The following is a 25,711-nucleotide window of genomic DNA, read 5'->3' as shown; positions in this document are numbered from 1 at the left end:
TTCTTTTATCATCTTGGACAGCAGTGCTGACCTTTTCAAGCAGGGAGGCCTAAGGAAATTGGTCGAATGACCATTCAAACAAAAAGCTCCCCTGCCTTGCGGGAGGGGAGCTTGAGGTGTGGTTTGATGATGAGGATTACTCGTCGATGCTCGCCGTCTGGATCGGATCCAGGGGCTGGCATCGTCCATGAGCTGCGAGGCGTCGATAATCACGCGGGTCGCAGGCGCTCTGGACGAACATGCGCCACTGATTTTCGGTGCCGTAGAACGTGTTTCGGTCCACATCGCCAGTGACGCCAGGCACGCGGCCGGTGGTGGTGAATTGCCAGAAGGTCCAGCGGCGGTTGCTATACCGCTCATGAGGCTCCGCCGCGGTGCTGCGGATCCAATACGGGTAATCGTTGAACTCGCCTTCCAGGATTTCCTTATGGAAGGTGATGTCGGTGTAGATGATCGGACGCTTGCCAGTATGGGCTTCCATCTCGCGCAGCATCGTATCGATCATGGCGAGCGCCTGCTCGCGCGGAACCTTCTTCGGGCAATTCACGGACTGGCCGTTCCATTCCACGTCGAGAACCGGGGGCAGGGCCTCCGGGTCGGCGGGCACGTTTTTCCTGAACCACGCCGCCTGCTCATGGGCCGGGCGGCACCAGTACACGAAATGATAGGCCCCGCGCGGAACGCCGGCCTGCTTCGCGCCGTACCAGTTTTCCATGAAGCGGTTGTCCACATGGTCCCCGCCTTCGGTGGCCTTGATGAAGGCGAATTTCGTGCCGGCCTGGCGCAGGGCGGCCCAGTCGACCTTGCCCTGCCACTTGGAAATATCGACGCCGTGGATCGGCATGCGATGGGCCTTGGCGACGCCATGGTGAGGGCGTGCGTCGCTCTTCGTCGGATAGCGGCTGGACGTCATGCTCGGCGTAACGGCGCATGATGCGAGCCCCAGGGCAATCGTGGCCAAGGCGCCAAAACGCGCAACCCGAAGGAACGTCGTCAGGCCGGAGCTTTTGGAGCGGCGGGAGGAACGGCGGCGTGTCTTCATCGGGCTTATCTGTAATGAACGCAGAACTTGATCGCATCAGGGATGCCTGAAGTGGGTTAACAACCCCCTTACGATCCGGCTCTTCGCAATCCGATTACAGTTTAAACCACAGGGTTGCTATTCCTAGGAAGGAGAAAAAGCCCACGATGTCCGTAATCGTGGTCACGAAGGGACCGGAAGAAACGGCCGGATCCACGCCCAGACGGTTGAGGGTGAGGGGCACGAGAATGCCGCCGAGCGCCGCGAAGAGCAGAACCGTGATGAGGGCGAGCCCGATCACCATCCCGATTTCCGGCGCCTGGAACCACAGCGCCGCCAAGCTCCCCAGAATGGTTGCGAAGACAAGGCCGTTGAGAAGGCCGACCGCCGCCTCGCGGGTGATGATCCGCCAGGCGTTCGAGCGCCCGAGGTCTCGGGTGGCAAGCGCGCGGACGGTCACGGTCATGGTCTGCGTGCCGGCGTTCCCACCCATGGAGGCGACGATCGGCATGAGGATCGCCAGCGCCACCATGCTCTGAATCGAATCTTCGAACATGCGGATGACGCCAGCGGCGATGAAGGCGGTGCACATATTGGCGAAGAGCCAGGGGAACCGGCTGCGCTGGGTGTAGAACACCGTATCCGACAGCTCTTCGTCCGATTTCACGCCGCCGAGCTGCTTGATGTCGGCGTCGGCTTCCTCTTCGAGCACGTCGACGATGTCGTCGACGAGGATCGTGCCAACAAGACGGTTCTCCGCATCCACGACGGCGGCGGAAACGAGATTGAAGCGCTCGAAGAGGCGGGCGACGTTTTCCTGGTGGTCGGTGGCTTCCACACGATCCGGTTCGTCGTCCATGATTTCCCGGATCGTGACCGGGCGCTTGGAGCGCAGGAGCCGGTCCAGGGCGACGGCGCCGAGAAGATGCCCCGCCGGATCGATGACGAAAATCTCGTAGAAGGTGTCGGGCAGGTCGACCGTCTCGCGCATGAAGTCGATGGTTTGCCCCACGGTCCAGAACGGCGGCACGGCAATGAACTCGGACTGCATGCGCCGACCGGCGCTGTCCTCGGGGTAGTCGAGAGAGCGTTGCAACGCGACGCGCTCGATAGCCGGGAGTTGTTCGAGGACTTCAGCCTGCTCTTGTTCGGGAAGGCTTTCGAGAATCGTGACGGCGTCGTCCGAATCCAGCTCGCGCACGCCTTCCGCGACGGTCGATGTTTCGAGCTCCTCGAGAATCTCCTCGCGGACCGCATCGTCCACCTCGGTCAGCGCGGTAAAGTCGAAGGCCGACCCGAGAAGCTCGATGAGGCGAGGGCGGTGCTCCGGCTCGAGGGCTTCGAGCAGGTCGCCAAGTTCGGATTCGTGGAAGTCGTCCACCAGTTCCTGCAGGCGCTCGGAATCGGAAGCCTCGATGGCATCCGCGGCAGCAGCCAGGAACTCCAGATTGATCTCGCCTTCCTCGTCTCTGAAGGTGAGCGGCTGAGGACCCGGCCCTTCGGTCGGTGGAAGCGTCGTGTTGTTTTCGACTTCCATCATGAGCCTGTCCTCAAAAGGTTGCCGGGGCCTTTTAGGTGCGTGTGCAAGCCGATGCAATGCACCTGAAAAGCCTCGTTCAGGGAATCGTTTAGCCGCCGTTGCTGTAAGATTGATTCAGGTTCGAGAAGCACAGCTCTAGAACCTGGGGCGCGGCTCGGTATGGGCAACAAAAAAGGCCCCGTAAAGGGGCCTTTCTGTCACCGGCACGAAGAGTGCCGATAAATTGGTGCGGTCAAGAGGACTCGAACCTCCACGGGTCTCCCCGCTACCACCTCAAGGTAGTGCGTCTACCAATTCCGCCATGACCGCGAACTCGGTTTCAGGAGGGTTTCTCCTGAAGAGGCGGTCGATCTAACAGATGAATTCGGGCACCGCAAGCCCATCTTTTCAATCTGTCGGGAAACTCGACAATTCGTCTCAGAGGGTGTGCATGACACCACCCTCGATCCTTATATGAAGGCCGGTCCGAAGAGGTCGCATATTGACCCTTGAGGCTTCCGGTGACCACAACTCGATTCTCACGAGCAGAAGGTAGAATGGTGGCGAATCCTCGCGACAGCTTGGTTGAACGATTCTTGAGCGAAAGCGGCTCCGATTCAGTCGAATGGGCTATCGCCGAGGGATTGACCCCTTACGAGCAGGCGGTGGCGTTCATGGAGGCGCGGGCCGAGGCGATTGCGGATGGCCGGGCGCGCGAGCTCGTCTGGCTCGTGGAGCACCCGCCGCTCTATACGGCCGGAACCTCGGCGCAGGCGTCCGATCTTGTCGATCCCGACCGCTTTCCGGTTCACCAGACGGGGCGGGGAGGGCAATACACCTATCATGGGCCCGGCCAGAGGGTTGCCTACGTGATGCTGGATCTCAAGCGCCGCACGCCCGATCTGCGCCGCTATGTGGCGGCCCTCGAAGCATGGCTGATTCAGACCCTCGCGACCTTCAACATCCGGGGCGAGCGCCGGGAGGACCGGGTGGGGGTGTGGGTCCGCCGACCGGACAAGGGTGAGGCTGCCGAAGACAAGATCGCCGCGATCGGCATCCGGGTTCGGCGCTGGGCGACCTATCATGGAATCAGCCTCAACGTGGAACCGGACCTCGCCCATTTCTCCGGCATCGTCCCCTGCGGCGTCACCCAGCATGGGGTCACCAGCCTCGTGGATTTGGGAATCCCGGTCACCATGCCCGAGGTCGACGCGGCAATGCGCCGGGCTTTCGAGGATATTTTCGGTCCCACCGAGAGGGTCGTAGGGCCGTTGCCCGTCGGCAACTGAATGACAGTTTTTCACACCTGCCATCGTCAGGCTTCTCCTCAAGGCCGCTTCGTGCTCTAAGCTAGAGCAAACGGGTGACTATTGGCGGATTTTTCATGCAGCGCATTCTCCTTGCCTCTCTCCTTCTCGTAAGCGTTTCGGCCTGCGCCTACCGCCCCGATCCAACGGATCTGGTGCATATCGTTGATTCGCCGGCCGACGTGCGCGTTTGCCAGAATCTGGGAGAGGTGAGCCCGGTGGTGCCGACCACCCCAGGCTTCGGCTCCGCGACGGACAGCATGAAAGAGGCCGTGGTCGCCCTGGGCGGCACACATCTCTACCTCCAGCAGACCACGCATGATTGGTCCCTCGTCCGGGGCATCGCCTATCGCTGCGGCTCCGGCGTGGTTCGCCAGGAAGTCGTCATTCGTGCGAAAGGCTAATCCCTCAGCCTGATGGCGGAGTTGCCGGGCTCCCTGGTCCCAGCTACTGACGGAGAGCCCCCGGTTCGACCGTGAGGAGCTAAAAGAAAAATCAGGGAGCCTGACGCCGTGCCCGTTATCGCCACTTCAGCCGACCTCTCATCGGATAATGCGCGGGCAAACCGCGCCGCCTGGGCGGACCTCGCTCAGGAGCTCCAGGCCAAGCGGCAGGCCGTCGCTGAAGGCGGACCCGCTAAAGCCCGCGAGCGCCATCTCGCCCGCGGCAAGCTCCTGCCGCGCGAACGGGTGATGCGCCTGCTCGATCCGGGAGCGCCTTTCCTGGAACTCGGCTCTCTTGCCGCCCACGGCATGTACGAGGACGCCATCCACGGCGCTGGCATCATCACGGGCATCGGACGTGTCGAAGGCCGCGAGGTCATGATCGTCTGCAACGACTCGACGATCAAAGGCGGCACCTACTACCCGATGACGGTGAAGAAGCATCTGCGCGCGCAGGAGATCGCGCGGGAGAACAGGCTGCCCTGCATCTATCTGGTCGATTCCGGCGGCGCGAACCTGCCGCACCAGACGGACGTGTTTCCCGACCGCGAGCATTTCGGCCGTATCTTCTACAATCAGGCGACGCTCTCCTCGATGGGCATTCCGCAGATCGCCTGCGTCATGGGTTCCTGCACGGCGGGCGGCGCCTACGTGCCTGCCATGTCGGACGAGACCATCATCGTGCGTCGTCAGGGCACGATCTTCCTCGGCGGGCCGCCCCTGGTAAAGGCCGCGACCGGCGAGGTGGTCTCGGCGGAGGATCTCGGCGGCGCGGATGTGCATGCCCGTCAGTCAGGGGTCGCGGATCACTACGCCACCGACGATGTGCATGCCCTTGCCATCGTGCGCCGGATCGTCGGCACCCTGAACACGCGCAAGACGATCAACATCGATCTCGCCGAGCCGGTGGAGCCGAAATATTCCATCGACGATCTCGAGGCGATCGTACCGACCGATCTCAAGAAGCAGTACGACATCCGCGAGGTTATCGCCCGGCTCGTCGACGGCTCCGAATTCGATGAGTTCAAGCGGCTCTACGGCACCACCCTCGTGACGGGCTTCGCCCGGATCTGGGGCATGCCGGTCGGCATCATTGGGAACAATGGCATCCTGTTCTCGGAAAGCGCACTCAAGGGGGCGCATTTCATCGAGCTGTGCTGTCAGCGGCGTATCCCGCTGCTCTTCCTCCAGAACATCTCCGGGTTCATGGTGGGCAGCCAGTACGAGGCCGGCGGCATCGCCAAGGACGGCGCGAAACTCGTGACGGCGGTAGCATGCGCGCAGGTGCCGAAGATCACGCTTCTCGTGGGCGGCTCATTCGGCGCAGGCAATTACGGCATGTGCGGCCGAGCCTATTCCCCGCGCTTCCTGTTCACTTGGCCGAACTCCCGCATCTCGGTAATGGGCGGCGAGCAGGCGGCGAGCGTTCTCGCCACGGTCCGGCGCGACAACATCGAGGCCGAGGGCAAGGACTGGAGCGCGGATGAGGAGGAGGCCTTCAAGGCGCCGATCCGCAACAAGTACGAGGAGGAAGGCTCCCCGTATCACGCCACCGCGCGCCTGTGGGACGACGGCATCATCCTGCCCTCGGAAACCCGCCGCGTACTGGCGCTGGCTTTCTCGGCTGCGTTGAACGCACCGATTCCTGAAACGAAGTTCGGCGTATTCAGGATGTGATCCGGCGAATTGGGGGATGTTCGGAACCGGCTGAGGACGGCGGGTATTGCAAGGTATGTCCAACACTGCATCTGAGACATACCGCTCCGAATATGCGGAGCAGATCGCGCGCCTGACCGATCTTCGTGACAGGCGCATCGAGCAGGCCTTCGCGACCGTTCCCCGCGAGAACTTTCTTCCGCCTCCGCCCTGGACCGCGATCAGCGTCGGCATCGCAACCCGAACAAGCGATGTTGCCGGCATCTACGACAACGTTCTCGTGGCGATCGACCGTAAACGCGGCATCAACAATGGGGAGCCTGCGCTCCATGCTGCTTGGCTCGATGAGGTATGCCCGCAGGCCGGAGAGACTGTCATCCATGTGGGAGCGGGTTTGGGCTATTACACCGCGATCCTGGCGAGCCTGGTAGAGCCTCACGGATGCGTGGAAGCCTATGAGTATGAAGCGGACCTCGCAGCGCAGGCGTCACAGAATTTGCGCGCGTATTCCCATGTGAAGGTACATGGCGAATCTGCTTTCGGGCGGCCTCTCCCGAAAGCCGATGTGATCTACGTGAATGCCGGGGTCATGGCCCCGGACGTCGAGTGGCTGAAAGCTCTGAAACCGGGCGGGAGACTGATTTTTCCGTGGCAGCCGCATGAGGGGTGGGGGCCTGCCATCATGGTGCGTCGTCTGGAAGGGGGCTTCAGCGCCACGCCGCTCATGACGGTAGGCTTCATTTCGTGCAGCGGAACGGAGGATGAGCATGCCTCGAAGAGCTTGCCCAATGAGGCCGATCTTGCAAGTGTTCGCTCGATCTGGCCGACGAGTGAGCGCTTGCCCGATGAGACTGCAGTCGCCGTCTATGATCAGGTCTGGTTTTCATCGGGCGTCGTAGGCTCTTGAAGCAGCATGGCCGGACAAGCCGGCCATGGCAGGGCATTGAATATGGATCAGATGATCATCAGGTCATCCGCCTTGATGATCGTGCCGGCCTTGAACCGTGCGAAGAGAACAGCCGCACCCTGACCCGATCCATCGTAATCATAATAAAGAGCGCCTTTCTCTTTATCATAAACGATATAGTCGTTCCCATCCTTGGCCTCCTTGCCGACGGTGAAGAACGCCTTTTTCAACTTGCCGGGCTTATTGATGGAGCCGCCCCCCAGCTTCCTGAAGATGGCATTGTCCAAATGGATCGTGTCTTGCCTGAAGTTGAAGTCGCAGATCTTGTCGATATTGCCTGCGCTCAAGTGGGTGTCGAACACGAACGTGTCCTGGCCCTTTCCGCCGTACAGGATGTCGGAGCCTTGCTTGCCGTTCAGAGTATCGTTGCCGCCAAGGCCCTTGAGAGTGTCTCTGCCCCGATTGCCGTTGATTCCGTTGTTCAAGGCGTTGCCAGTGAGCTTGAGAGCATTCGAACCGCTGGCTGCGGTAAGGTTCTCCAGAGTTCCGTTCAGCGTATAATGGCATGTGGTCTTGACCGTATCGAAACCGGCCACATCGGTGATGACATCCCTGACGTTATCTACGTAGTAGATGTCGTTGCCGCCTCCGCCATCCATCCTGTCCGCACCGGCGCCGCCGTCGATGATGTTGGCCTGGTCGTTGCCCGTAATCGTATTGGCAAGCTCGTTCCCGGTCAGGCGGATTGCGCCCGAGCCGTGAGCGATGAGGTTCTCGACAAACTCGCTCAGCGTGTAGTCGATCGAGGTATAAACCGTGTCATTTCCATCCGAGGTCAGGTCCTCGATAACGACGTCGTCCTTGTCGTCGACGTAATACGTATCGTTGCCCGTTCCTCCCTCCAGGCGATCTTCGCCTGCTCCGCCGTCGAGCGTGTCGTTCCCCTCCAAGCCTTGGAGGTTGTTTCTTCCGTTGTTTCCCGTCAGGCTGTTGTTCGCACTGTTGCCGGTTCCAGAGATATTGGAGTCTCCAAGGAGCTTGAGAGCTTCGAGATTGCTCTTGAGCGTATAGCTCGTCCAGGCATTGACTTGATCCCAGCCTTGGCCGGCTGTTTCCAGGATCGTCTCGTGCCCGCTATGGACGACATACGTATCGTCGCCTTCACCGCCCACCAGCTGGTCGCTTCCTCCGCCGCCATCGAGGCAATCGTTGCCCTTGCCACCGATGAGTTGGTCCCTTTGAGTTCCGCCTCTCAGGATATCGTCGCCGCCGCCGCCATCCAGGAAATTGACGAGATTGTTGTTGCCGATGATCTCGTTGTTGAGCCCATTGCCGATGCCGCTGGAGGCGCCACCGGTCAGAATGAGCCTCTCGGTATAGAACCCATGAAAGTTGAGATTGACGTCGACTGAAGCTTTGATGGTATCGAAACCCTCATCCGGGCATTCATAGACCACGTCTCCGACGTCATCGACGATGTAGGTGTCGTTGCCGTCATTGCCCATCAGAAAATCGGCGCCTTCGCCACCGTCGAGACTGTTGTCTCCATCGTTCCCGGTTATTCGATTGCCGAGGCTATTTCCAAGAACACTGCAGTTGCCCATACCAGGGCTCATGACGAACTCGGCTGTTTCGTCCTTGTCAAAAACGAAGAGGCGTAAAGCTTCATTATACGATGCCATTGTGATGCTCCAAAAATATAGTTTCGCAGAGCAAGCGTATTCAGGCGTATAGAGCGTGTAGTATTCTCTAAATCCGTTGCGTTGTGCTCTGGCCGAGGAGCATCTATAACTTGATAGCGTTACGACAACCTGCGTCCCTGTGTGCTGCCGCACTTGGTGAAGACGGCGTTTGCAGTATTCTTTCTGAAACTGAACGGGAAGATGATGTTGCCAGGGGGCAACACCCACAAAGCTTCCTCATCCTGCCGCTCTTGGTCAAAGCGCCGCCGCGATCCCGCCATAAAGCGCGAGCACCTGTAGAAGTCAGTTAAAGTGCTTCTAAACCAACGCTTTATGATGAAGCGCTTCAGGGGTAACTCCGATTAACGCTATCGGTCGACCTGTTTGCGCGAGACATTGCATAGGTGGCGCAGCACATGGCAGATCACAGGAGTTCCATTCCGTTGGGATTCCCGTGGGAACTGGATGGAAAAGAGTAGAAGTCCATGAATGCGCGCCTGATCGAAAAGCTGAAGCTTACGGACCGTTTGACGATGGCGGCTGCCTGCGCTTTCGTTCTGATCGGCTCTTCCTCCGCTTTCGCTCTCGATGCCGCGCCGCGTCCTCAGCCTTTGACGCCATCCCTCTCGCCCGTCCTGACGCCGCACGTCAAGTATGGCTCCGTTCGCGAGGCGCTGCGCACGGGCATGCGCGACTACAATGCAGGCGATAAGCTTGGCGCTGCTGCTGCCCTGGAATACGCGGCAGGGCAGGGGCATACCCTGGCGCTCTGGAAGCTCGGTCGCATGTATGCCGATGGCGACGGCGTCGAGCATGACGATCTGAGGGCGTTCGAGTATTTCTCCAGGCTCGCTGACCAGCATGCGGACGAAAGCCCGGACTCCCCGAATGCGCTGGTCGTTTCCAGCGCCTTCGTCGCGCTCGGAACCTATTTCCTGGATGGCATCAAGGGCACCTATGTGACTGCCAACCCGGTTCGGGCCGTGGAGATGTTCAACTACGCGGCGTCCTATTTCAGCGACTCGAACGCGCAGTACAATCTCGCCCGCCTCTACATGGAAGGAACCGGCGTCTCCCGGGATGCGCGCCAAGCCGCGCGCTGGTTCAACTTGGCGGCTGAAAAGGGGCATCACCCCTCGCAGGCTCTCCTGGGCCACATGCTCATGAACGGCCAAGGCGTTCCGCGCCAGCGTGCCAAGGGCCTGATGTGGCTGACGCTTGCTCGCGAGGCTGTGACGGATTCCGCCAAGGACGAGTGGATCGAGACCCTCTACGAGGAGGCCTTTGCCGCGGCGAGCGACAACGACCGCAAGCTGGCGCTCGCCCTGCTCGAACAGTACATCCAGTCCCGCCGTTAAGCGCGCCTAATCGATATCCAGGTCCACCATGACCGGCACATGGTCGGAGGGCTTGTCCCATCCGCGCACTTCCTTGCGGATCGAGGCGCTCTTCAGCTTGTCCTGGGCCTGAGGCGAGAGCATGAGATGGTCGATGCGGATGCCGTTGTTCCGCTGGAAGGCCCCGGCCTGATAGTCCCAGAATGAATAGAGCCCCGGCTGGTCGCTGCAGGCGCGGACGGCGTCGAGGAGGCCGAGATTCTCGAGTTCCCGGAACTTCGCGCGGCTCTCCGGCTGGAAGAGCGCATCGCCCATCCAGGCCTCGGGAGCGGCTGCGTCCTTGGGCTCGGGGATCACGTTGTAGTCGCCGCACAGCACCAGGGGGGCTTCCAGCGGGAGAAGGCGGCGCGCGTGAGCAATGAGCCGGTCCATCCAAGCGAGCTTGTAGTCGAATTTGGGTGTGCCGATAGGATTGCCGTTGGGCAGATAGATCGACGCGACCCTGACCACGCCCGTCGAGGTCGAGATGGTGCCTTCGAGGTAGCGGGCCTGCTCGTCGCTCTCATCCCCCGGCAGCCCACGGCGCACATCCTCGAGCGGGCGCTTGGATAGAATGGCAACGCCGTTATAGGCCTTCTGCCCATGAGTGACGACGTTGTAGCCCAGGGCTTCGACCTCGGCCCGGGGAAAGGCCTCGTCCATGCATTTCAGTTCCTGAAGGCAGAGCACGTCGGGATCCGCACTTTTCACGAAGGTCGTGAGGTGGTCCAATCGCTGCTTGATCGAATTCACGTTCCAGGTGGCAATGCGCATCGTTGTGCCTTCTTCATGCATCCTCCGCCTTCATCGGATGTCGGAACGCATCTGGCAAGATGGCTGAGCTTGCAGATAGCGGAGTGTTCCACTCGCATCGAATGTGTAGACGTCGGCTGCCGCTAAGTGGCCGATGCCCTGGTGAGGGCCTCCATATCGGATGAATCGAGCTGGAGGGCCGTTGAGGCCACGAGATCCTCCACCTGCAATGGAGTGGTCGCGCTGGCGATCGGGGCTGTAAGGCCGGGGCGGGCCATGAGCCAGGCTAGTGAAACCTGAGCCGGCGTCGCCTTGTGCTTCTCGGCGACGCTGTCGAGCGCCTCCAGAATGCGGAGGCCGCGCGCATTCAGATATTTGCCCATGGACCCGCCGCGCGGGCTTTTGCCGAAATCCTGCTCGGAACGGTACTTGCCCGTCAGAAAGCCACTGGCTAACGCGTAATAGGGGATGACGCCGATTCCGTTGTCGCGGCAGGCGGGCTCCAGGGCATCCTCGTATGCGGCGCGATTGTAGAGGTTATATTCCGGCTGCAGAGACTCGTAGCGCGGCAGGCCGTTTCGGGCGCTGATGTCGAGAGCTTCGCTCAGCCGCTCCGCATTGTAGTTCGAGGCTCCGATGAACCGCACCTTTCCAGCCTGGATCAACTCCGCATACGCATGAAGCGTCTCCTCGAGCGGGGCTCCGGCATCATCGATATGGGATTGATAAAGATCGATATAGTCGGTCTGAAGGCGCTTCAGGGACTCTTCGACGGCCATGCGGATATGGGGCTTCGAGAGGCCTTTTCCGTAAGGCATCTCCTGGCCGACCTTGGTGGCGATCACGAGCCGGTCCCGGTTGCCCCGTGCCTTCATCCATTTGCCGATGATCGTTTCCGACTCGCCGCCCGTGTGGCCCGGAACCCATTTCGAGTACACATCGGCTGTGTCGATGAACGTAAGGCCCGCGTCGAAGAAGGCATCGAGAAGCGCGAAGGATGTCGACTCATCCGCCGTCCAGCCGAAAACATTGCCCCCAATGCAGAGCGGGGGCACTTGCAGGTTGCTTCGACCGAGTTGACGCTTTTCCATGGGTATATTCCGATGCTGATGGACGTGGCTTCGAGGCAGGCGTTGTCGTGGAAACTCAATGCAGTGGGATTATGTTTCTGAATGTCTCACAGGAGCACCCCCGTCCCGCGCATGCCTGAAACAACCTCATGACATCCTCCTGGTTTCAGCCGATCGACAGTTATTGCGAGCGCCTTAGTCCCGGCTTTTGGGCAGAGCCCATCAATGCCGTCTCCAATGGGTTCTTCCTGTTGGCTGCTGCTTATGCCCTTTGGATCTGGCAAGGCAAGGATCGGGCTGACTGGCCTGCCCTTTGGCTCATCACTGTGAGCGCCATCGTCGGGATAGGGAGCTTTCTGTTCCACACTTTCGCCAACCGATGGTCGTTGCTGGCCGATGTGTTGCCCATTGCGGTGTTCATCTACAGCTACTTCCTGCTGGCCATGCGCCGCTACCTGCGACTGAGGCTCGTCTCTTCCATCGCGTTCACTGCAGCATTCGCTGTGTTCAACACTTCCTTCGGGCGTCTGTGGTTCAGTGCTTTTCCCGGCATCAGTCTCAACGGATCGGTGGGTTACCTGCCCGCTCTCATGGCGCTTTTCCTCGTAGGAGCGGCGTGCCGAAGCCTGGGAGTGACGCAGCCGGGCAAGGCGCTGTTGTGGGCGGCTTTCGTCTTCTTCCTGTCCCTTGTGTTCCGCTCCATCGACAGCGCGGTCTGCTCTGCGCTACCACTCGGCACGCATGCGCTTTGGCACGTGCTGAATGCGCTGGTGCTGTGGATTCTCATGAACGCAGCGCTCGTCCATGGTTCCGAGGAAAGGCTGCGTCATGTCCCGCGTTGAAATTCATGGCTATGCCATCGTGTCGGACAATGACCGTATCGCCGATGCAACCGGCCATACGCCGGAAGTGCTGCGCAATGATGCGGATTGGGCTTATTTTCAGGCCGAGCTCAACCGGTCAGACGTAACCGTGCTGGGACGGCTGGGGCACGAAGCCAATCCGAATCCCAGAAATCGCGTCCGGATAGTTCTCTCCTCCTCATCGCAGGGGATTGAGAGGAGGGTCGACGGATGGTGGTGGAATCCGCAGAAACTCCCATGGGATGAGGCCATTCGCAGGGTTCTGCCCCATGGCGGAAGGGTCGCCGTTCCCGGCGGGCGCCGAGTCTTCGATCTCTTCCTCGGGATCGGCTATGACGCGTTTCACCTCACAAGGGCTGAAGGCGTCGTCGTTCCCGATGGCATTGCCCTGTTCTCGCAATGCGATTCCGGCAAGAGCGCGGAAACGGTGCTCTCGGATGCGGGGCTCAAGCCGGGAATGCGTCAGGTGCTCGATCCATCTCTGCCTGTCAGCCTCGTCATATGGCACCGCTGATTTGAAACTTACTGCATCCAAGCCGAGTTGATTTGCGAGGTCCTCAGCCTGGGAGAGTGCTCATGCGCTTCACCGTTCCAGTCATTCTCATTGCCGGCTCCCTCGTGGCTGGCGCCGCTTGGGCACAAGGCTCGTCTTCCGGAGGAGGAGCAGGCGGAGGCACTACAGGAGGGGCCGCCTCGGGAGGCGCGGCACCTTCAAGCAGCTCGACTGCTCCATCCGGAAACAACTCCGCTCGTCCGCTCCCCCAGCAGGAGTTGGGCGGAAGCGGTACTTCCCCGACGACCACGGGCGGCATTGGCGGACGTCCGACAGGCACACCTTCATCAGTCGAACCTTCCTCTCGCGAGCAGGAACTCCAAAGGAGAGGCGAGGAGCTGGAGCAGAAGGCGCGGCGCGGCGTCTGCGAGGGCTGCTAGAGGGAAGGATTCTCTCGCGCTCGGCGGATTCCCGGTGATTCGGAAAGCCTGACATACAAAGGCTTTCGAGGGTGCCGTAAGCATTCATTAACCATAGGGGCGCATCCTCCTCCCGTAAGCCGATGGAATCATTCCAGGCGACTCACGGGGGTAGCGGTCATGACCGATACGAGCTTCGCAGAGACGATCCGCGAAAGGATCGCAGCGATTGAAGTGGTGGTGGACGCGATTGCGGAACATGGGGAAGACACGAATCTGCGCGACCTGCGTATCCTGCTCATCAACACCATGAGCCTGATGAGGCGCGATCCCGGCATAGAGGCAGCTGTGGACGATCTCTACTCTGCCGCGCGGGCTATCGTGAAGGATGCCGCAGACAGTGTTCATCCGGTCACCCGCAACGTGCGCTGCATGCGCAGCGCTCTCACCCGCTTCACGGAACGCGTTCCTGTCGTGGCCGGGCTCTCGGAGCCTGACGACACCCTTCGTTTCCGGGGACTGGAGGCTGCCTATGCGGTTCAGTTGGAGCGTAGCGCAACGACGGATGACGACCAGGAAGACAGTGTTCAGTCGGTGGCATAGCCCGGATTGAGTGCTTTCGACGCAGACCCGGGCTTGGTTGCTTGAGGGGGTATTCTCCTAACGGAAGGTAAGTGGTAGGAAAACATCGCGCTCGATATTTCCTGCCTCATCCTACCTGATCCATAGGATGATTCCCGGTCCGCCATGTTTTGGACCGGTCCGAAAGCACCATATGGCCGTTGTTACATTTCAAGAAAGCATGCCTGCCGGCCTTCGTGTGCAGGCACTGTTCACTCCCATTTTCAGCAACAGCTTTACCACTGTCAGCGAAGCTGCTCGCTGGAGCGTGAATTTTCGGGTGACCGTCTATCAGTCGCTCGTTGACGTTCAATATGAAGGGCCGATCCTCTCAAGTGCTGCTGGAGAGGTCTCCTATCTGCGTTTCGGTCCGAGCAGCTCGCCTTGGCTCACCATCGGCGCAATCGGCGGGCCGGTCCTCTTCTCCTACACCGATCTTCTCTCCTTCCATCGTCAAGGTGCGTCTGCAGCAGCCGTGGTCCTAGCTGGGAACGACGTTCTCACGGGTTCGTCGCCCGGCGACTACCTGGAAGGCTATGCAGGCAATGATATTCTCGACGGAAGAGGCGGGAACGATACCCTCGAGGGAGGTTACGGAAACGACACCTACTATGTCGACAGCAAGGAAGATCGCATTCTCGAGGTCATAGGCGGCGGATACGACATCGTTCATACGAGCGTGAGCTACGCGCTGGCGAATGACGCGGAGGTCGAGGTGTTGAGGGCGGCCGCGCACGTTCGTTCTCTGACCCTCGTCGGCAACAACTTCGCAAACCAGATCGTTGGAACGGCGGGCGATGACCTCCTCGATGGCAAAGGAGGCGCCGATACGCTGATCGGGGGCGCCGGAAACGACATTTATCTTGTCGATGATGCGTTGGACATCGTGGTCGATGAGAGCGGTTACGACACCGTCATTGCGACGTCGTCTTATGTGTTGGGGAGCGGCATCGAAGTTCTGAAGGCGTCTACCGGCACTTCGTATCTCACGCTCATCGGCAACGAATTATCCAACGAGGTTTATGGCAACACCGGCAGCGACATCCTCTATGGGCAGGACGGCGACGACAGGCTCTATGGAGATGGCGGCAACGATACCCTGGCTGGCGGCAACGGCAGCGACCTCCTCTATGGAGGGCAGGGCAATGACTGGCTCGATGGCGGAGCCGGCAACGACAAGCTCTATGGAGATGTCGGAAACGACAACCTCTCCGGCGGCGCAGGAAAAGACACTCTCTACGGCGGCCCTGGTAATGATCGCATGGAGGGCGGAGACGACAACGACATCCTCTATGGCGATGTGGGGAACGATACGATTATTGGCGGCAACGGCAACGACCGTCTGTATGGCGGGACCGGCAAGAACAACCTCTCCGGCGGCGACGGGAACGACACCCTATATGGCGGAGTCCGCAACGACACACTTTCGGGCGGAGCGGGAAGAGACAGGCTCTCTGGCGACGCCGGAAACGATGTCCTGAACGGCGGTCTTGGAGTGAACACTCTGTCAGGAGGCTCGGGCAAGGACACATTCGTTTTCAACACAGCGCTGAAGTCCAGAGTGAATGTCAGCACGATTACGGATTTCAATGTCGCCGACGATACGATCAAGCTGGAAAACTCGATCTTCAAGAAACTGGGTTCCAACGGAAAGCTGAAGTCGGACTATTTCATTATCGGCAGCCACGCGCTCGATAAGAACGATTACCTGATCTACAACAGTATGAATGGTTATCTCTATTACGATCGGGACGGATCGGGCAAAGCGGGCGCCATTCTGTTCGCCAAGCTCAAGCCGGGCCTCGCCCTCACGAACAGCGACTTCATCGTCATCTAAGCCGCGCTGCGACTGATCCTGTCAGGCAGATAAAAGAAAGCCCCCGCCGATGCAGCGGGGGCTTTTTCGTCGATGGATTTACAGTGCCGGTCTTACGCTGGGACCGATGCCATCCTGCCACGAGCCTTGATGACCTGAGACACAAGCACAGGCGTCGCAAGTGCCAGGCCGACCAGGGTCGTTTGAAGGTCGGGCGCGATGATCGGCAGGGCTGCGATGCCGATCAGCCAACGCTCCCAAGCTCGCATTTCCGTCAGGGCGTAGCCTGCGAAAGCCATCGACAGGCACAGGATGCCTGCAATCGCTCCTCCGGTTACCAGAAGGAAACTTGCCCAGGTAAAGTCCGGCGTCACGATCAGCATGGCAGGGCCGTAGACGAACACGAACGGGACGAGTGCCTTGCCGAGGCCGAGACGGAACGCGGTATTGCCTGTCTTGAACGGATCGGCACCCGCCATGCTCGCGCCCGCATAGGCCGCCAACGCGACAGGTGGCGTAATGTCCGCCAGCACGCCGTAATAAAATACGAAGAAGTGAGCCACGATAGGCTGCACTCCGAGCAGGACCAGAGCAGGGGCCGCGACCGTCACCATGATGATGTAATTCGCCGTCGTCGGAACGCCACAACCGAGAAGGATGCAGACGATCGCCGTCATCGCCAGCGTGAAGAGCAGGGTCAGCGCCTTCGCCTCCATCAACCCTGCAGGAAGAATGTCACCTACGGCCTGCGCCATTTGAGCGGCGAAGGAGGTGACGATGAACGAGATCTTGAAGCCGACTCCGGTGAGCGTCACGATGCCGACGATGATGCCCACTGTCGCTGCGGCGGCACCTACGCCGATCGCATATTTCGCGCCGACGACGAACGCATCGATGAGGTCGATCACCTTCGCCTTGCCCTCGTCGCTTTTCACGTAGGCGTAGATCATCAAGCCCGTGACGAACAGGAGAGCCGGCAGCGAGAAGACGAGCTGCGTGAGGAATCCCGTTGCGATGGCGATGGCGATGGCCGCCAGGAAGCCGAGGGTTATCGCAGGGACACGGCTGACGCCCACGACGATGCAGGCCGTGATGCCCCAGAAGGCGGCAAGATAAGGCGTGAAACCGGAGAACAGCACCATCAGCAGGACGGCCAGCGGCATGATCGTCTGCCAGCCTTCCCGGATCACCTTGCGGGCGTTCGGAAGCTCTTCTGCGGGCAGCCCACGCAGGCCTGCACGCTTCGCTTCAAAGTGAACCTGCATGAACACGCCGAAGAAGTGCATGAAGGCCGGTACCAGAGCCGCGAGAATGACCGTCTGGTACGAGATGTTGAGGAATTCGACCATGAGGAAGGCCGCCGCGCCCATGATCGGCGGCGTGATTTGCCCGCCTGTAGAGGCTGCCGATTCCACAGCCGCTGCGAAATGGCGCTTGTACCCGACGCGGATCATGGCCGGGATTGTAAGGGAGCCGACGGTCACCGTATTGGCGATCGACGAGCCCGAGATCATGCCGAACAGGGCCGATCCGAAGATCGAAACTTTGGCTGGGCCGCCTGCATAGCGCCCGGCCACACAGGTCGCGAGATCGATGAAGAGCTTGCCGAGGCCGACACGGGTGGCGAGCACGCCGAAGAGAACGTAGTGGAAGACATAAGTGGCCACCACGCCGAGCGCGATGCCGTAGATACCCTGGCTCGTGAGATAAAGGTGGTTGACGATGTTCGACCACGAAGCGCCGGGATGCTGCAGGATGCCCGGCATGGATGGACCGAAATAGGCATAGAGCATCATGCCGATAGAGATGACGGGCAGGGGCCATCCGACGGAGCGGCGTGTCGCTTCTAGCAGGAGAACGATCAGGGTCGTTCCCATCGCGACATCCATCAGGGTCGGATTGCCGACGCGGAAGGCGAGGTCGTTGAAGATCCAAGGAACGTAAAGGCTCGCAATCGCAACCGCGATCGCCATGACCCAGTCGATGAGCGAGATGCCCCCTGGTCGCCACAGGTTCGACGGGGCGATCCGGTCCTGATCGGTCTTGAAAGCGGAGAACACGAGGAAGATCAGGCCCAGCACGAAGGCCATGTGGATGCCGCGATGCGTTGCCTCGCGCAGCAAGCCGAAGCCTGCCGTGTAATAGTGAAAGAGCGAGAGCACGAGAAGGAGCCCCGCGACAAGCCATGCCGTACCCGGCAGGAGAGGGCGGAATCGCATTTCGGGATCGAACTTCTCTTCGAGGCTGCGATTCTCGATCAGGGCGGATGTGTCGACTGTGGACATGGCGGGTCTCATCGGCGGGCAGCGCTTACACATTCATGCGCCGTCGCTCTTTGGAATTGGCTTGGACATTTGCCTGCGTGCCGGCTGAAGCGAGCAGAGCGAGCAAGGCGTCCTTAAAACAGCGCCTCCCGCGACTGATGGCGCGGGAGGCTGATGGTGTATGTCGGAGCGATCAGCCCTTGAGGAGGCCGGCTTCCTTGTAGAAGCGCTCCGCGCCGGCATGAACAGGGATGCCGGCGCCAGCCAGGGCGTTCTCTTTGCGGATGATCTTGCCCTTGGCATGGCCCGCGTCGAGGGCGGCACGGGTCTTGTCGCTCCACAGGCCCTTCACGACCTCGTAGACAACCGCGTCCGGCACCTTCGCCGAGGTGACCCATTGCGCGCCGACGGCGAGGGTCTTCACCGCGCCGACATCCTTGTAGGTGCCGGCCGGAATCTCGTCCGCTGCGAAGAAATTGTACTGCTTGCGAATGGCGTCGGCTTCGGGGCCGGAGAGGGGGACGATGTCGATGCCGCCGCCGGTGGCAGCAAGCTCGGTGATCGCGCTCGTCGGATAGCCGCCGACGAAGAAGAAGGCGTCGAGGCCGCCATCGCGCATGCGCTCGGCTGCCTGGTTCGGCTTCAGGAAGTCCGCTTTTACGTCGCTTTCCTTGATGCCCCAGCCGTTGAGGATGATGCGGGCGTCGACGAGGGTGCCGGAGCCCGGCTCGTCAAGGGAAACGCGCTTGCCCTTCAGGTCCGTGACAGACTTGATGTTGGCTGCTTTGGCCGCGACGAGGTGGATGCTTTCCGGGTAGAGGTTCGCAACGAGGCGCAGGTCCTCCATCTTGCCCTTGCCTTCGAAGAGGCCTGTGCCCGTATAGGCCCAATAAGCCACATCGGCCTGGGTGAAGCCGGATTCGAGAGCGCCCGAAACGATGGAGTTGACGTTTGCCACGGAGCCGTTCGAGGCCTGGGCCGTCAGGACGAGTTGCGGCGGGTTCGAAACGGCGTTCGCGATCAGGCCGCCAACCGGATAGTAGGTTCCAGCGGTACCGCCAGTCCCGATACGGAAGAAGGCCGGTGCCTGTGCAAAGGCATTGCGGCCCAAAGCGGCAGCAGCGCCAAAGCCAAGTCCGAGCTTGGCCAGATCGCGACGGGTCAGTTTCATGGACATCGTTGTTTTCCCTCATGAAGGCAAAACCGTTGCAACACGGTTCCATCGCAGTCTAGCCAATATCTTGGCGTCGTCTATGCGGGACTTGAGCAAGATTATGGATAAGTTCCTCTCCTAGCGGCACGGGCGAGGTTCCTTAGTGGTATCGGCAGAGGCGGATCGAGCTCCCCATACGAGGAGAAGCTTTCTGCTGGTCCGATATTGAGAGCGCGCATGGCTGAATGCATGAAAAACCCCTGCCGCAGATGCAGCAGGGGCTTCGATGGGTGATCTCCCACGATGTTTAGCCATCGCGGGAGAGGTATGTTCAGTCGCTTAGAGCACGAACCAGCTCTTCTGCATGTCCATCGCGCCCTTGAGCTTGATGACAGCTTCGGCAGCCTTGTCGTTGTCCGTGTTGAGATAGACGTAGGTGTACTTCCCTTCCTTCTCGTAACGGACCTGACCGGCCTTCGTGAAATCGCCGGTGCCGATGAAGGAAAACGCCTGGTTGCCCTTCTTCGTCGCATTGGCGTCGATCGCACTCAGGTCGATCTTGTCGCCCTGCTTGCGCGAGAAGTCGGTGATGTAGTCGGCCGACTTCTTGGAGGCGCTCGTGTCTTTGTGACCGAACACGAACACGTCCTTGCCCGAACCGCCGGTCAGGGTGTCCTGACCTGCGCCGCCGACGAGACGGTCATTGCCCGTGCCGCCGTTCAGAACGTCCTTGCCGGCTCCGCCGTCCAGGAGATCGTTGCCTTCTCCACCGAAGATCCGGTCTTTGCCCGAGCCGCCGACGACATTGTCGGAGCCGGACGAACCACCGAAGTTTTCGTCTCGAACGTCTGTCACCGACACGGTCAGGACCTGATCATAGGTAGCGCCGCTCATGTCGGTAGCACGCACGACGACCTGATGACTCTGGGCCTGCTCGTAGTCGAGGAGCGAACCGTTTGACACGACAAGTTGGCCATTAGAGATGGCAAAGCGGCCACCCGCGTTGTCGATAAGTTCGTAGGTGTGGGTGTCGTCCTTGTTTACGTCACTCGTCCAAAGCTTTCCAATGACGATGCCGTTGCCCTCATTCTCCGCCACTTGGTTGGCATCCAGGGTTACGGCAGTTGGAGCTTTGTTGTTAACGAGCGTGTCCAGGCTGATCTTTCCATTGCTGAACTGGAAAGACTCGACGTCCGAAAGAATATCGGTGCCGCCATTTCCGCGAAGATCGGCGATCGTGACCTTCCCGTTCTGGCCCAGCGACACAGCGTAGTCAGTACGGTTTCCGCTGAATACGGCCGTGTCTTCGCCATCACCGCCATTGATCACGTCATTGCCGGCACCGCCCACGAAGACATCAGCATTTTTGCTTCCGTAGAACGTGTCGGCATACGCCGTACCCTGGATGGTATGACCCGATCCCAACCCGTAGATGCTGACCGCGCCTCCAGCAGCCGCCGACAGGATCGTGTTGGCGCCGATGATCGCTCCGGCATCGGCAGCATTTGCATAGACGCCAAGGCCGATGTTCTCGAAGGTGTTTCCGAACAGGACGTTGCCGGTAACGGAGAGGCCGTTCGGGTCATCGATCGAGATGCCGACATTGTTGCCGATGAGGACGTTGCCCGTCACGGTGCCGGTGGTGCCGGGATTGAGGTATGCGCCGGTGGCCCAGCCCGCCATAGCATTGTCGGAGATGGTAAGGCCCTTGGCGGATGCATCCGTCACGATGCCACGGGTAGGGGCAGAACTCCCATAGTCCCCCGTGAGGACGCTGTTGGTGATGGTCACATTCGCGGCCTGGACAAATACGCCGGCAATTTCGCCGCCGATGGAGCCAGCCGCAATCCCAAGACCGTCAAGGGTAACGCCGTCCTTGAGGACATGGATGCCGCCCGTGATGACGGTTTCCTGGCCCATGCCAAGGCTCACGCGGTCGTGCCCTGCGACACCTGCATTAAAGCCTTGGATGGTGACGTCCTTGTCGACAGTGACAGTCTCGCTGTAACGACCTGCGCCGACCATGACGATGTCGCCGTCGCTGGCGAGATCAACTGCGTCTTGGATCGAGTCGAGCTCACCGTTACCTATATCTACAAGGAAATAGGTCTGACCGCCAATAATGACACTCTCCACGCCCGTGAGGGTGTCGGTGACGCCGTTGAGCGTGACGGTCCAATAGCTTTTCTCATTCTTCTTCTCATCGCCTGCGACGAACGCGATCTTTGCGCCTGCTGCGTAGGTCGCCGTGTCGAAGCCGCCTTCGCCCATGATCTTGTCAGCTGCAGCCGTGCCAACGATAGTCTCATCGTCACCATCGCCGTAGATGAAGACCTGCTGCAGACCTTCAGGGGTGCCCTTGAAGGTGTTGCCCGCTACGATCTCAGACAGGTCTAGGCTATCGCCTGGAACAAGCGCGCCGATCTGCTCTAGGGCATTGCCGTCGAAGGTGTTGCCGGTGACGGTGATGCCCTTCGGGGCGTCCATCGACAGGCCGACATAGTTGCCCTTGAAGGTATTGCCCTCGACAGTGCCGGCTGCGCCGGGGTTCAGGTAGGCACCGGTGGACCAGCCTTCCATCTGGTTGTCCTTGAGGATGAGATCCTCACCGGTTCCGATCGCCACGAGCACGCCGCGGGTGCCGTCCTGGAGATTGGTGTCGGTATCCTTCAGAACGTTGTTCTGCAGGGTCACGCCATTGGCCTGGACGACGATGCCTGCCGTACCAGAGCCGTGGAATGCGGAACCGTTCTGGATCGAGAAGCCATCAATGGTGACGCCATCCGCCATGACGTGGAAGCCGCCATCCAGGATAGCCTCGTCCTCGCCGCGGCCCTCGGCCGACCCGGCGATACCTGCCTGCGCACCCTTGATGGTCACGTTCTTGTCGACGAGGACCGATCCAGAGTAGTTGCCAGCTGCGACGAGGATGGTGTCACCGTTCTCGGCTGCAGTGACCGCTTCTTGGATCGTGGTGAAGCCCTCTGCGTCGTTTTCATCCACGAGGACATAAGCCTTCCCGCTGATGATGACGCGCTCTACACCTGTGAGAATGTCGGTGACGCCATTGCTGGTGACAGTCCATGCGCCGTCGACGAACTCGATCTTGGCATCCTCGTCGTAGATTACGGTGTCGGTGCCTCTCCCGCCCATGATCTTATCAGCCGCAGCCGTATTGGTGATGGTCTCGTCACCGCCATCGCCGTAGATGAAGACCTGTTGCTGACCTTCGGGAGTGTTCTCGAAGGTGTTGTCCGCCACGATTTCGGACAGGTCGAGAGCGTTATCCGGAACCGCAGCGCCGATCTGTTCCTTGAAGTTGTCATCGAAGGTGTTGCCAGCGACGGAGATACCATTCGGATCATCCATCGACAGACCGACGTTGTTCTCCGTGAAGATGTTGCCGTTGACCGATCCGGCGGCGCCGGGGTTCAGGTAGGCACCCGAGGCCCAGCCGCTTACGGTGTTATTGGAAACATCGAGCCCCGTGGCGGAGGCATCCGTTACGATACCGCGCGATCCTGCGGCATTGTTGGGTCCCGTGAGGGTGCTGTTGGTGATGGTGACATTGGCCGCTTGAACGAACACGCCAGCCGCGGTCTCACCAGGGAAGGCTGCGCCATTCTCGATGGTCAGGCCGTCGATGGTGACGCCGTCCTCAAGGACATGGATGCCGCCCTTGATAGTGGTGCTGTCGACATTGCCTTCAAGGCTCGTGATGGTCACAGCCTTGGTAACGGTGAGCGTCTCTTCGTAGTAACCGGACGCAATCAGGATCGTGTCGCCATCGCCAGCGAGATCAATTGCACCCTGGATCGAGTCGAAGGCTTCGCCGTCTTCATCCACGAGGAGATAGGTCTGGCCGCCAATGGTGACGCGCTCCACACCCGTAAGGGTATCGATGACGCCGTTAAGCGAGACCGTCCAGGTGCCGCTCACGAAAGCGATCTTTGCGCCTGCCGCGTAGGTTACCGTGTCGATGCCATCTCCGCCGTCGATTGCATCAGCCGCAGCCGTACCGGTAATAGCCTCGTTGTCACCGTCACCGTAGATGAAGACCTGCTGCTTGCCGGCAGGGGTGTTCGCGAAGGTGTTGTCCGCCGCGATCTCAGACAGATCGAGAGCGGTGCTCGGAACGGCAGCACCGATCTGCTCGATGTAGTTGCGGTCGAAGGTATTGCCAGAGACAGAGAGACCGCTCGGATCGTCCATCGACAGGCCGACGTTGTTTTCTGTAAATGTGTTGCCCGTAATCTCGCCAGTTGCGCCGGGATTGAGGTAAGCGCCAGAGGCCCAGCCGATCATGGTGTTGCCCGAGAGGACGAGGTCCTCGCCCGTGGCAACCGCCACGAGCACGCCGCGTCCTGCCGTCTCGATGCTGTCGGCTGCGCCATACAGGGCGTTGTTCTGAAGGGTCACGCCGTTGGCCTGCACGAGGATGCCGGCCGGGCCAGCGCCGAAGAACGACGAGCCGCCCTGGACGGTCAGGCCCTCGATGGTGACGCCGTTAGCCGTGACGTGAATGCCGCCCTCGATGACGGTATCGAATTTCTCACCCTCGAGGCTCGTAATGGTCACGTCCTTGTTGACGGTGAGCGTCTCGGTGTAGGTGCCGGGCGCGACCATGATGACGTCGCCGTCAACTGCATCGGCAAGGGCAGCGGTGAGGGTGCCGTAGGCGCCGCCGCCGACCAGGACGTATGTATCCTCGCCATCTGTAACGCGTACGGGGCTGTCGAATTCCTCTGTCACGCCATCAATGGTGACTGTCCAGAATTGTCCTTCTGCATCGTAAGCTACTGAATCGACCGTAAGAGTGGGCTGATCCGCCATTCTGTCCCCCCAGACCTAACTCGCGTCGGGTCCTGTTCCATGTGCCGGCACGCGCCTGTGGGCGCCGGTGCTCTGGCTTCCGTGAAGATGCCCTGCCGCTTCGAATCCACGCGGGAAGGGCTTGGTGCTTGTGGTTCGTGGCGGGAAGGAAGCACGGAAATTTCGGGGGATCACTGCCCATATGGGTAGTGACTACCGCTGGGTAACCTACCCATATGGGGAGTAACAAGAGGGGGAGCCACTACGAAGGGCTTACCTAAAAGGGAGGGGAAAACAGTGCGGCAAATTTACCTAGGAAACTAAGTAACGTAGTTTGATCTTTTTCAAAATGGTATCTCTAGTCAACGGCACTATTAGTAAAAGTAAAGTTTATCATGCCTGTCGCGGAAGCATTTTACGAAGCCGCCATTCTTCCTGAGCTTTGGCCGAAAGCGCTCGACTTGGCGAGTGCTGCCTGGTCTGCCGATGGAGTTATTATTTCAACTTATCCGGACTGTGTCGGTGGCGTAGTTGCATCCGAGAGCCTCGAGGAGATGTGCGCGCGGTTCGTTCGCGAAGAGTGGTACAAGCATGATGTACGCGCAGCGCGGGGCGTTCCGGTGGTCCGCAAGGGCAAGGAAATCGTAACGGATCAGGATATCTTCACTAAGGATGAGCTTGAACACCTCCCGCTCTTTGCTGAATTCCTGCGACCACAGGGACTTGGTTGGTTTGCCGGCAGCATTCTGAGCGAAGTCGGCGGAGCGCTGACGACGCTCTCTATTCACCGAAAAGTCGACAAGGAGCCGTTCTCCGACGACGCAGCATCAAGGATTCACCAGGATCTGCGAGACATGCAAAGGGCGGCCCGCCTCGCAGCAAGCAGCCGCGCTGCCTTCGCCGATGGATTGATCGATGGCATCGAGCGCTTCGATTGCGGAGCTGTGCTGCTCGATCGGCTTGGACGAGTCACGCGGATGAATAGAAAGGCGGAGGAGTTTCTCGGAGAAGATCTGCAAGTGATCTCATCCAGGCTTCGCTCCCAGCAGCGTGAGGCCAATAAGGCCCTCCAGGAACTAATCGCCGCCAGCACTCAGACGACTGCTCAAATTGGGAACAACTTGCCGGCGCCGATCTTCCTGAATCGGATCAACAATATCCCACTCATCGTGAGTTCTTATCCGGTCGTTCGCCAAGCAAACGACGTTTTTCAAGGCGCACGTGCAATCCTGCTGATCAGAGATCTCAGCGGACACAGACCAGTTGCGTTGGATATTCTGCAAAAAGTCTTTGGGCTGACGACCGCTGAAGTGCGAGTGGCCGCATCTCTCCTCAAAGGGTCAGATACGCAGCAGATCGCCGCCGAGCATAAGGTCAGCCCTGAGACGATTCGCTATCATTTGAAGTCGATGTTCGCGAAGACCGGAACAAATCATCAGGCCCAACTCGTCAGCCTTCTGGCCCGCTTCCCAAAATCGAACAAATAAAGTTCTTCCCCATCTGTTGAGGCCGGAGCCGAGTTATCCGGCTCCGGCT

18 protein-coding genes and 1 tRNA gene are annotated in these 25,711 nt (G+C 60.0%); 10 read left to right on the top strand and 9 right to left on the bottom strand.

The genetic code is table 11. The features are described 5' to 3' along the window. Positions 1 to 136: 136 nt before the first annotated feature. The 3 genes from BLP10_RS15150 to BLP10_RS15140 form a co-directional block, all read right to left on the bottom strand. Positions 137 to 1,042, bottom strand: coding sequence for a glycoside hydrolase family 25 protein (locus tag BLP10_RS15150; protein ID WP_091136218.1), 906 nt, complete (start codon positions 1,040 to 1,042; stop codon positions 137 to 139). A gap of 94 nt (positions 1,043 to 1,136) precedes the next feature. Next, the gene (gene mgtE, locus BLP10_RS15145; RefSeq protein WP_091136215.1) at positions 1,137 to 2,561 is read right to left on the bottom strand and encodes a magnesium transporter; all 1,425 of its coding nucleotides are present in this window, start codon (positions 2,559 to 2,561) and stop codon (positions 1,137 to 1,139) included. A 224-nt stretch (positions 2,562 to 2,785) separates the two neighbouring features. Further along, positions 2,786 to 2,870 (bottom strand) — tRNA-Leu (locus BLP10_RS15140). A gap of 227 nt (positions 2,871 to 3,097) precedes the next feature. Between BLP10_RS15140 and lipB the strand changes: the two genes are divergently transcribed. The 4 genes from lipB (at position 3,098) to BLP10_RS15120 (ending at position 6,853) form a co-directional block, all read left to right on the top strand. Further along, positions 3,098 to 3,829, top strand: a complete 732-nt coding sequence (lipB, locus tag BLP10_RS15135; protein WP_091136211.1) for a lipoyl(octanoyl) transferase LipB — start codon at positions 3,098 to 3,100, stop codon at positions 3,827 to 3,829. A gap of 95 nt (positions 3,830 to 3,924) precedes the next feature. Then, positions 3,925 to 4,251 (top strand): hypothetical protein, encoded by a 327-nt coding sequence (locus BLP10_RS15130; RefSeq protein ID WP_091136208.1) that lies wholly within the window; start codon positions 3,925 to 3,927, stop codon positions 4,249 to 4,251. A 108-nt stretch (positions 4,252 to 4,359) separates the two neighbouring features. Further along, positions 4,360 to 5,967 carry a carboxyl transferase domain-containing protein gene (locus BLP10_RS15125; RefSeq protein WP_091136205.1) on the top strand — a complete coding sequence of 536 codons (1,608 nt, stop codon included), beginning with the start codon at positions 4,360 to 4,362 and terminating at the stop codon, positions 5,965 to 5,967. A 55-nt stretch (positions 5,968 to 6,022) separates the two neighbouring features. After that, positions 6,023 to 6,853, top strand: coding sequence for a protein-L-isoaspartate O-methyltransferase family protein (locus BLP10_RS15120; RefSeq protein ID WP_091136202.1), 831 nt, complete (start codon positions 6,023 to 6,025; stop codon positions 6,851 to 6,853). A 47-nt stretch (positions 6,854 to 6,900) separates the two neighbouring features. On the opposite strand, the gene BLP10_RS15115 is transcribed toward BLP10_RS15120, so the two are convergent. Then, the gene (locus BLP10_RS15115; protein ID WP_091136198.1) at positions 6,901 to 8,535 is read right to left on the bottom strand and encodes a calcium-binding protein; all 1,635 of its coding nucleotides are present in this window, start codon (positions 8,533 to 8,535) and stop codon (positions 6,901 to 6,903) included. Positions 8,536 to 9,068: 533 nt separating this feature from the next. Between BLP10_RS15115 and BLP10_RS15110 the strand changes: the two genes are divergently transcribed. Further along, on the top strand, positions 9,069 to 9,893 hold the full coding sequence (locus BLP10_RS15110) for a tetratricopeptide repeat protein (protein WP_091136451.1): 825 nt from the start codon (positions 9,069 to 9,071) through the stop codon (positions 9,891 to 9,893). Between the two features lie 6 nt (positions 9,894 to 9,899). Here the strand turns inward: BLP10_RS15110 and xth are convergent, their stop codons facing one another. Further along, the gene (gene xth / locus BLP10_RS15105) at positions 9,900 to 10,685 is read right to left on the bottom strand and encodes an exodeoxyribonuclease III (RefSeq protein ID WP_091136448.1); all 786 of its coding nucleotides are present in this window, start codon (positions 10,683 to 10,685) and stop codon (positions 9,900 to 9,902) included. A 122-nt stretch (positions 10,686 to 10,807) separates the two neighbouring features. Then, positions 10,808 to 11,755, bottom strand: a complete 948-nt coding sequence (locus tag BLP10_RS15100; protein ID WP_091136196.1) for an aldo/keto reductase — start codon at positions 11,753 to 11,755, stop codon at positions 10,808 to 10,810. Between the two features lie 128 nt (positions 11,756 to 11,883). On the opposite strand from BLP10_RS15100, the gene BLP10_RS15095 reads away from it, so the two are divergent. The 4 genes from BLP10_RS15095 (at position 11,884) to BLP10_RS15080 (ending at position 15,967) form a co-directional block, all read left to right on the top strand. Further along, positions 11,884 to 12,576, top strand: a complete 693-nt coding sequence (locus BLP10_RS15095) for a ceramidase domain-containing protein (protein WP_091136194.1) — start codon at positions 11,884 to 11,886, stop codon at positions 12,574 to 12,576. Then, complete coding sequence (locus BLP10_RS15090) at positions 12,563 to 13,111, top strand: dihydrofolate reductase family protein (RefSeq protein ID WP_091136189.1); 549 nt, start codon at positions 12,563 to 12,565, stop codon at positions 13,109 to 13,111. Before BLP10_RS15095 ends, BLP10_RS15090 begins: the two co-directional genes overlap by 14 nt. Before the next feature lie 578 nt (positions 13,112 to 13,689). Then, positions 13,690 to 14,112 (top strand): hypothetical protein, encoded by a 423-nt coding sequence (locus BLP10_RS15085; RefSeq protein WP_091136186.1) that lies wholly within the window; start codon positions 13,690 to 13,692, stop codon positions 14,110 to 14,112. 199 nt (positions 14,113 to 14,311) lie between these two features. After that, the gene (locus BLP10_RS15080) at positions 14,312 to 15,967 is read left to right on the top strand and encodes a calcium-binding protein (protein ID WP_175493928.1); all 1,656 of its coding nucleotides are present in this window, start codon (positions 14,312 to 14,314) and stop codon (positions 15,965 to 15,967) included. A 92-nt stretch (positions 15,968 to 16,059) separates the two neighbouring features. Here the strand turns inward: BLP10_RS15080 and BLP10_RS15075 are convergent, their stop codons facing one another. From BLP10_RS15075 to BLP10_RS15065, 3 genes are all read right to left on the bottom strand, one after another. After that, positions 16,060 to 18,243 carry a TRAP transporter permease gene (locus tag BLP10_RS15075; RefSeq protein WP_342026188.1) on the bottom strand — a complete coding sequence of 728 codons (2,184 nt, stop codon included), beginning with the start codon at positions 18,241 to 18,243 and terminating at the stop codon, positions 16,060 to 16,062. Positions 18,244 to 18,403: 160 nt separating this feature from the next. After that, positions 18,404 to 19,381 (bottom strand): TAXI family TRAP transporter solute-binding subunit, encoded by a 978-nt coding sequence (locus BLP10_RS15070; RefSeq protein WP_210183627.1) that lies wholly within the window; start codon positions 19,379 to 19,381, stop codon positions 18,404 to 18,406. Between the two features lie 321 nt (positions 19,382 to 19,702). After that, positions 19,703 to 24,196, bottom strand: coding sequence for a NosD domain-containing protein (locus tag BLP10_RS15065; protein WP_091136172.1), 4,494 nt, complete (start codon positions 24,194 to 24,196; stop codon positions 19,703 to 19,705). Between the two features lie 374 nt (positions 24,197 to 24,570). On the opposite strand from BLP10_RS15065, the gene BLP10_RS15060 reads away from it, so the two are divergent. Next, positions 24,571 to 25,662, top strand: coding sequence for a helix-turn-helix transcriptional regulator (locus tag BLP10_RS15060; RefSeq protein WP_091136168.1), 1,092 nt, complete (start codon positions 24,571 to 24,573; stop codon positions 25,660 to 25,662). Positions 25,663 to 25,711 lie beyond the last annotated feature (49 nt).

Source organism: Microvirga guangxiensis (assembly GCF_900102135.1).
Lineage (GTDB): Bacteria > Pseudomonadota > Alphaproteobacteria > Rhizobiales > Beijerinckiaceae > Microvirga > Microvirga guangxiensis.
Note: the sequence above shows the minus strand (reverse complement) of the source record. Positions and strands in the feature narration are given on the sequence as shown.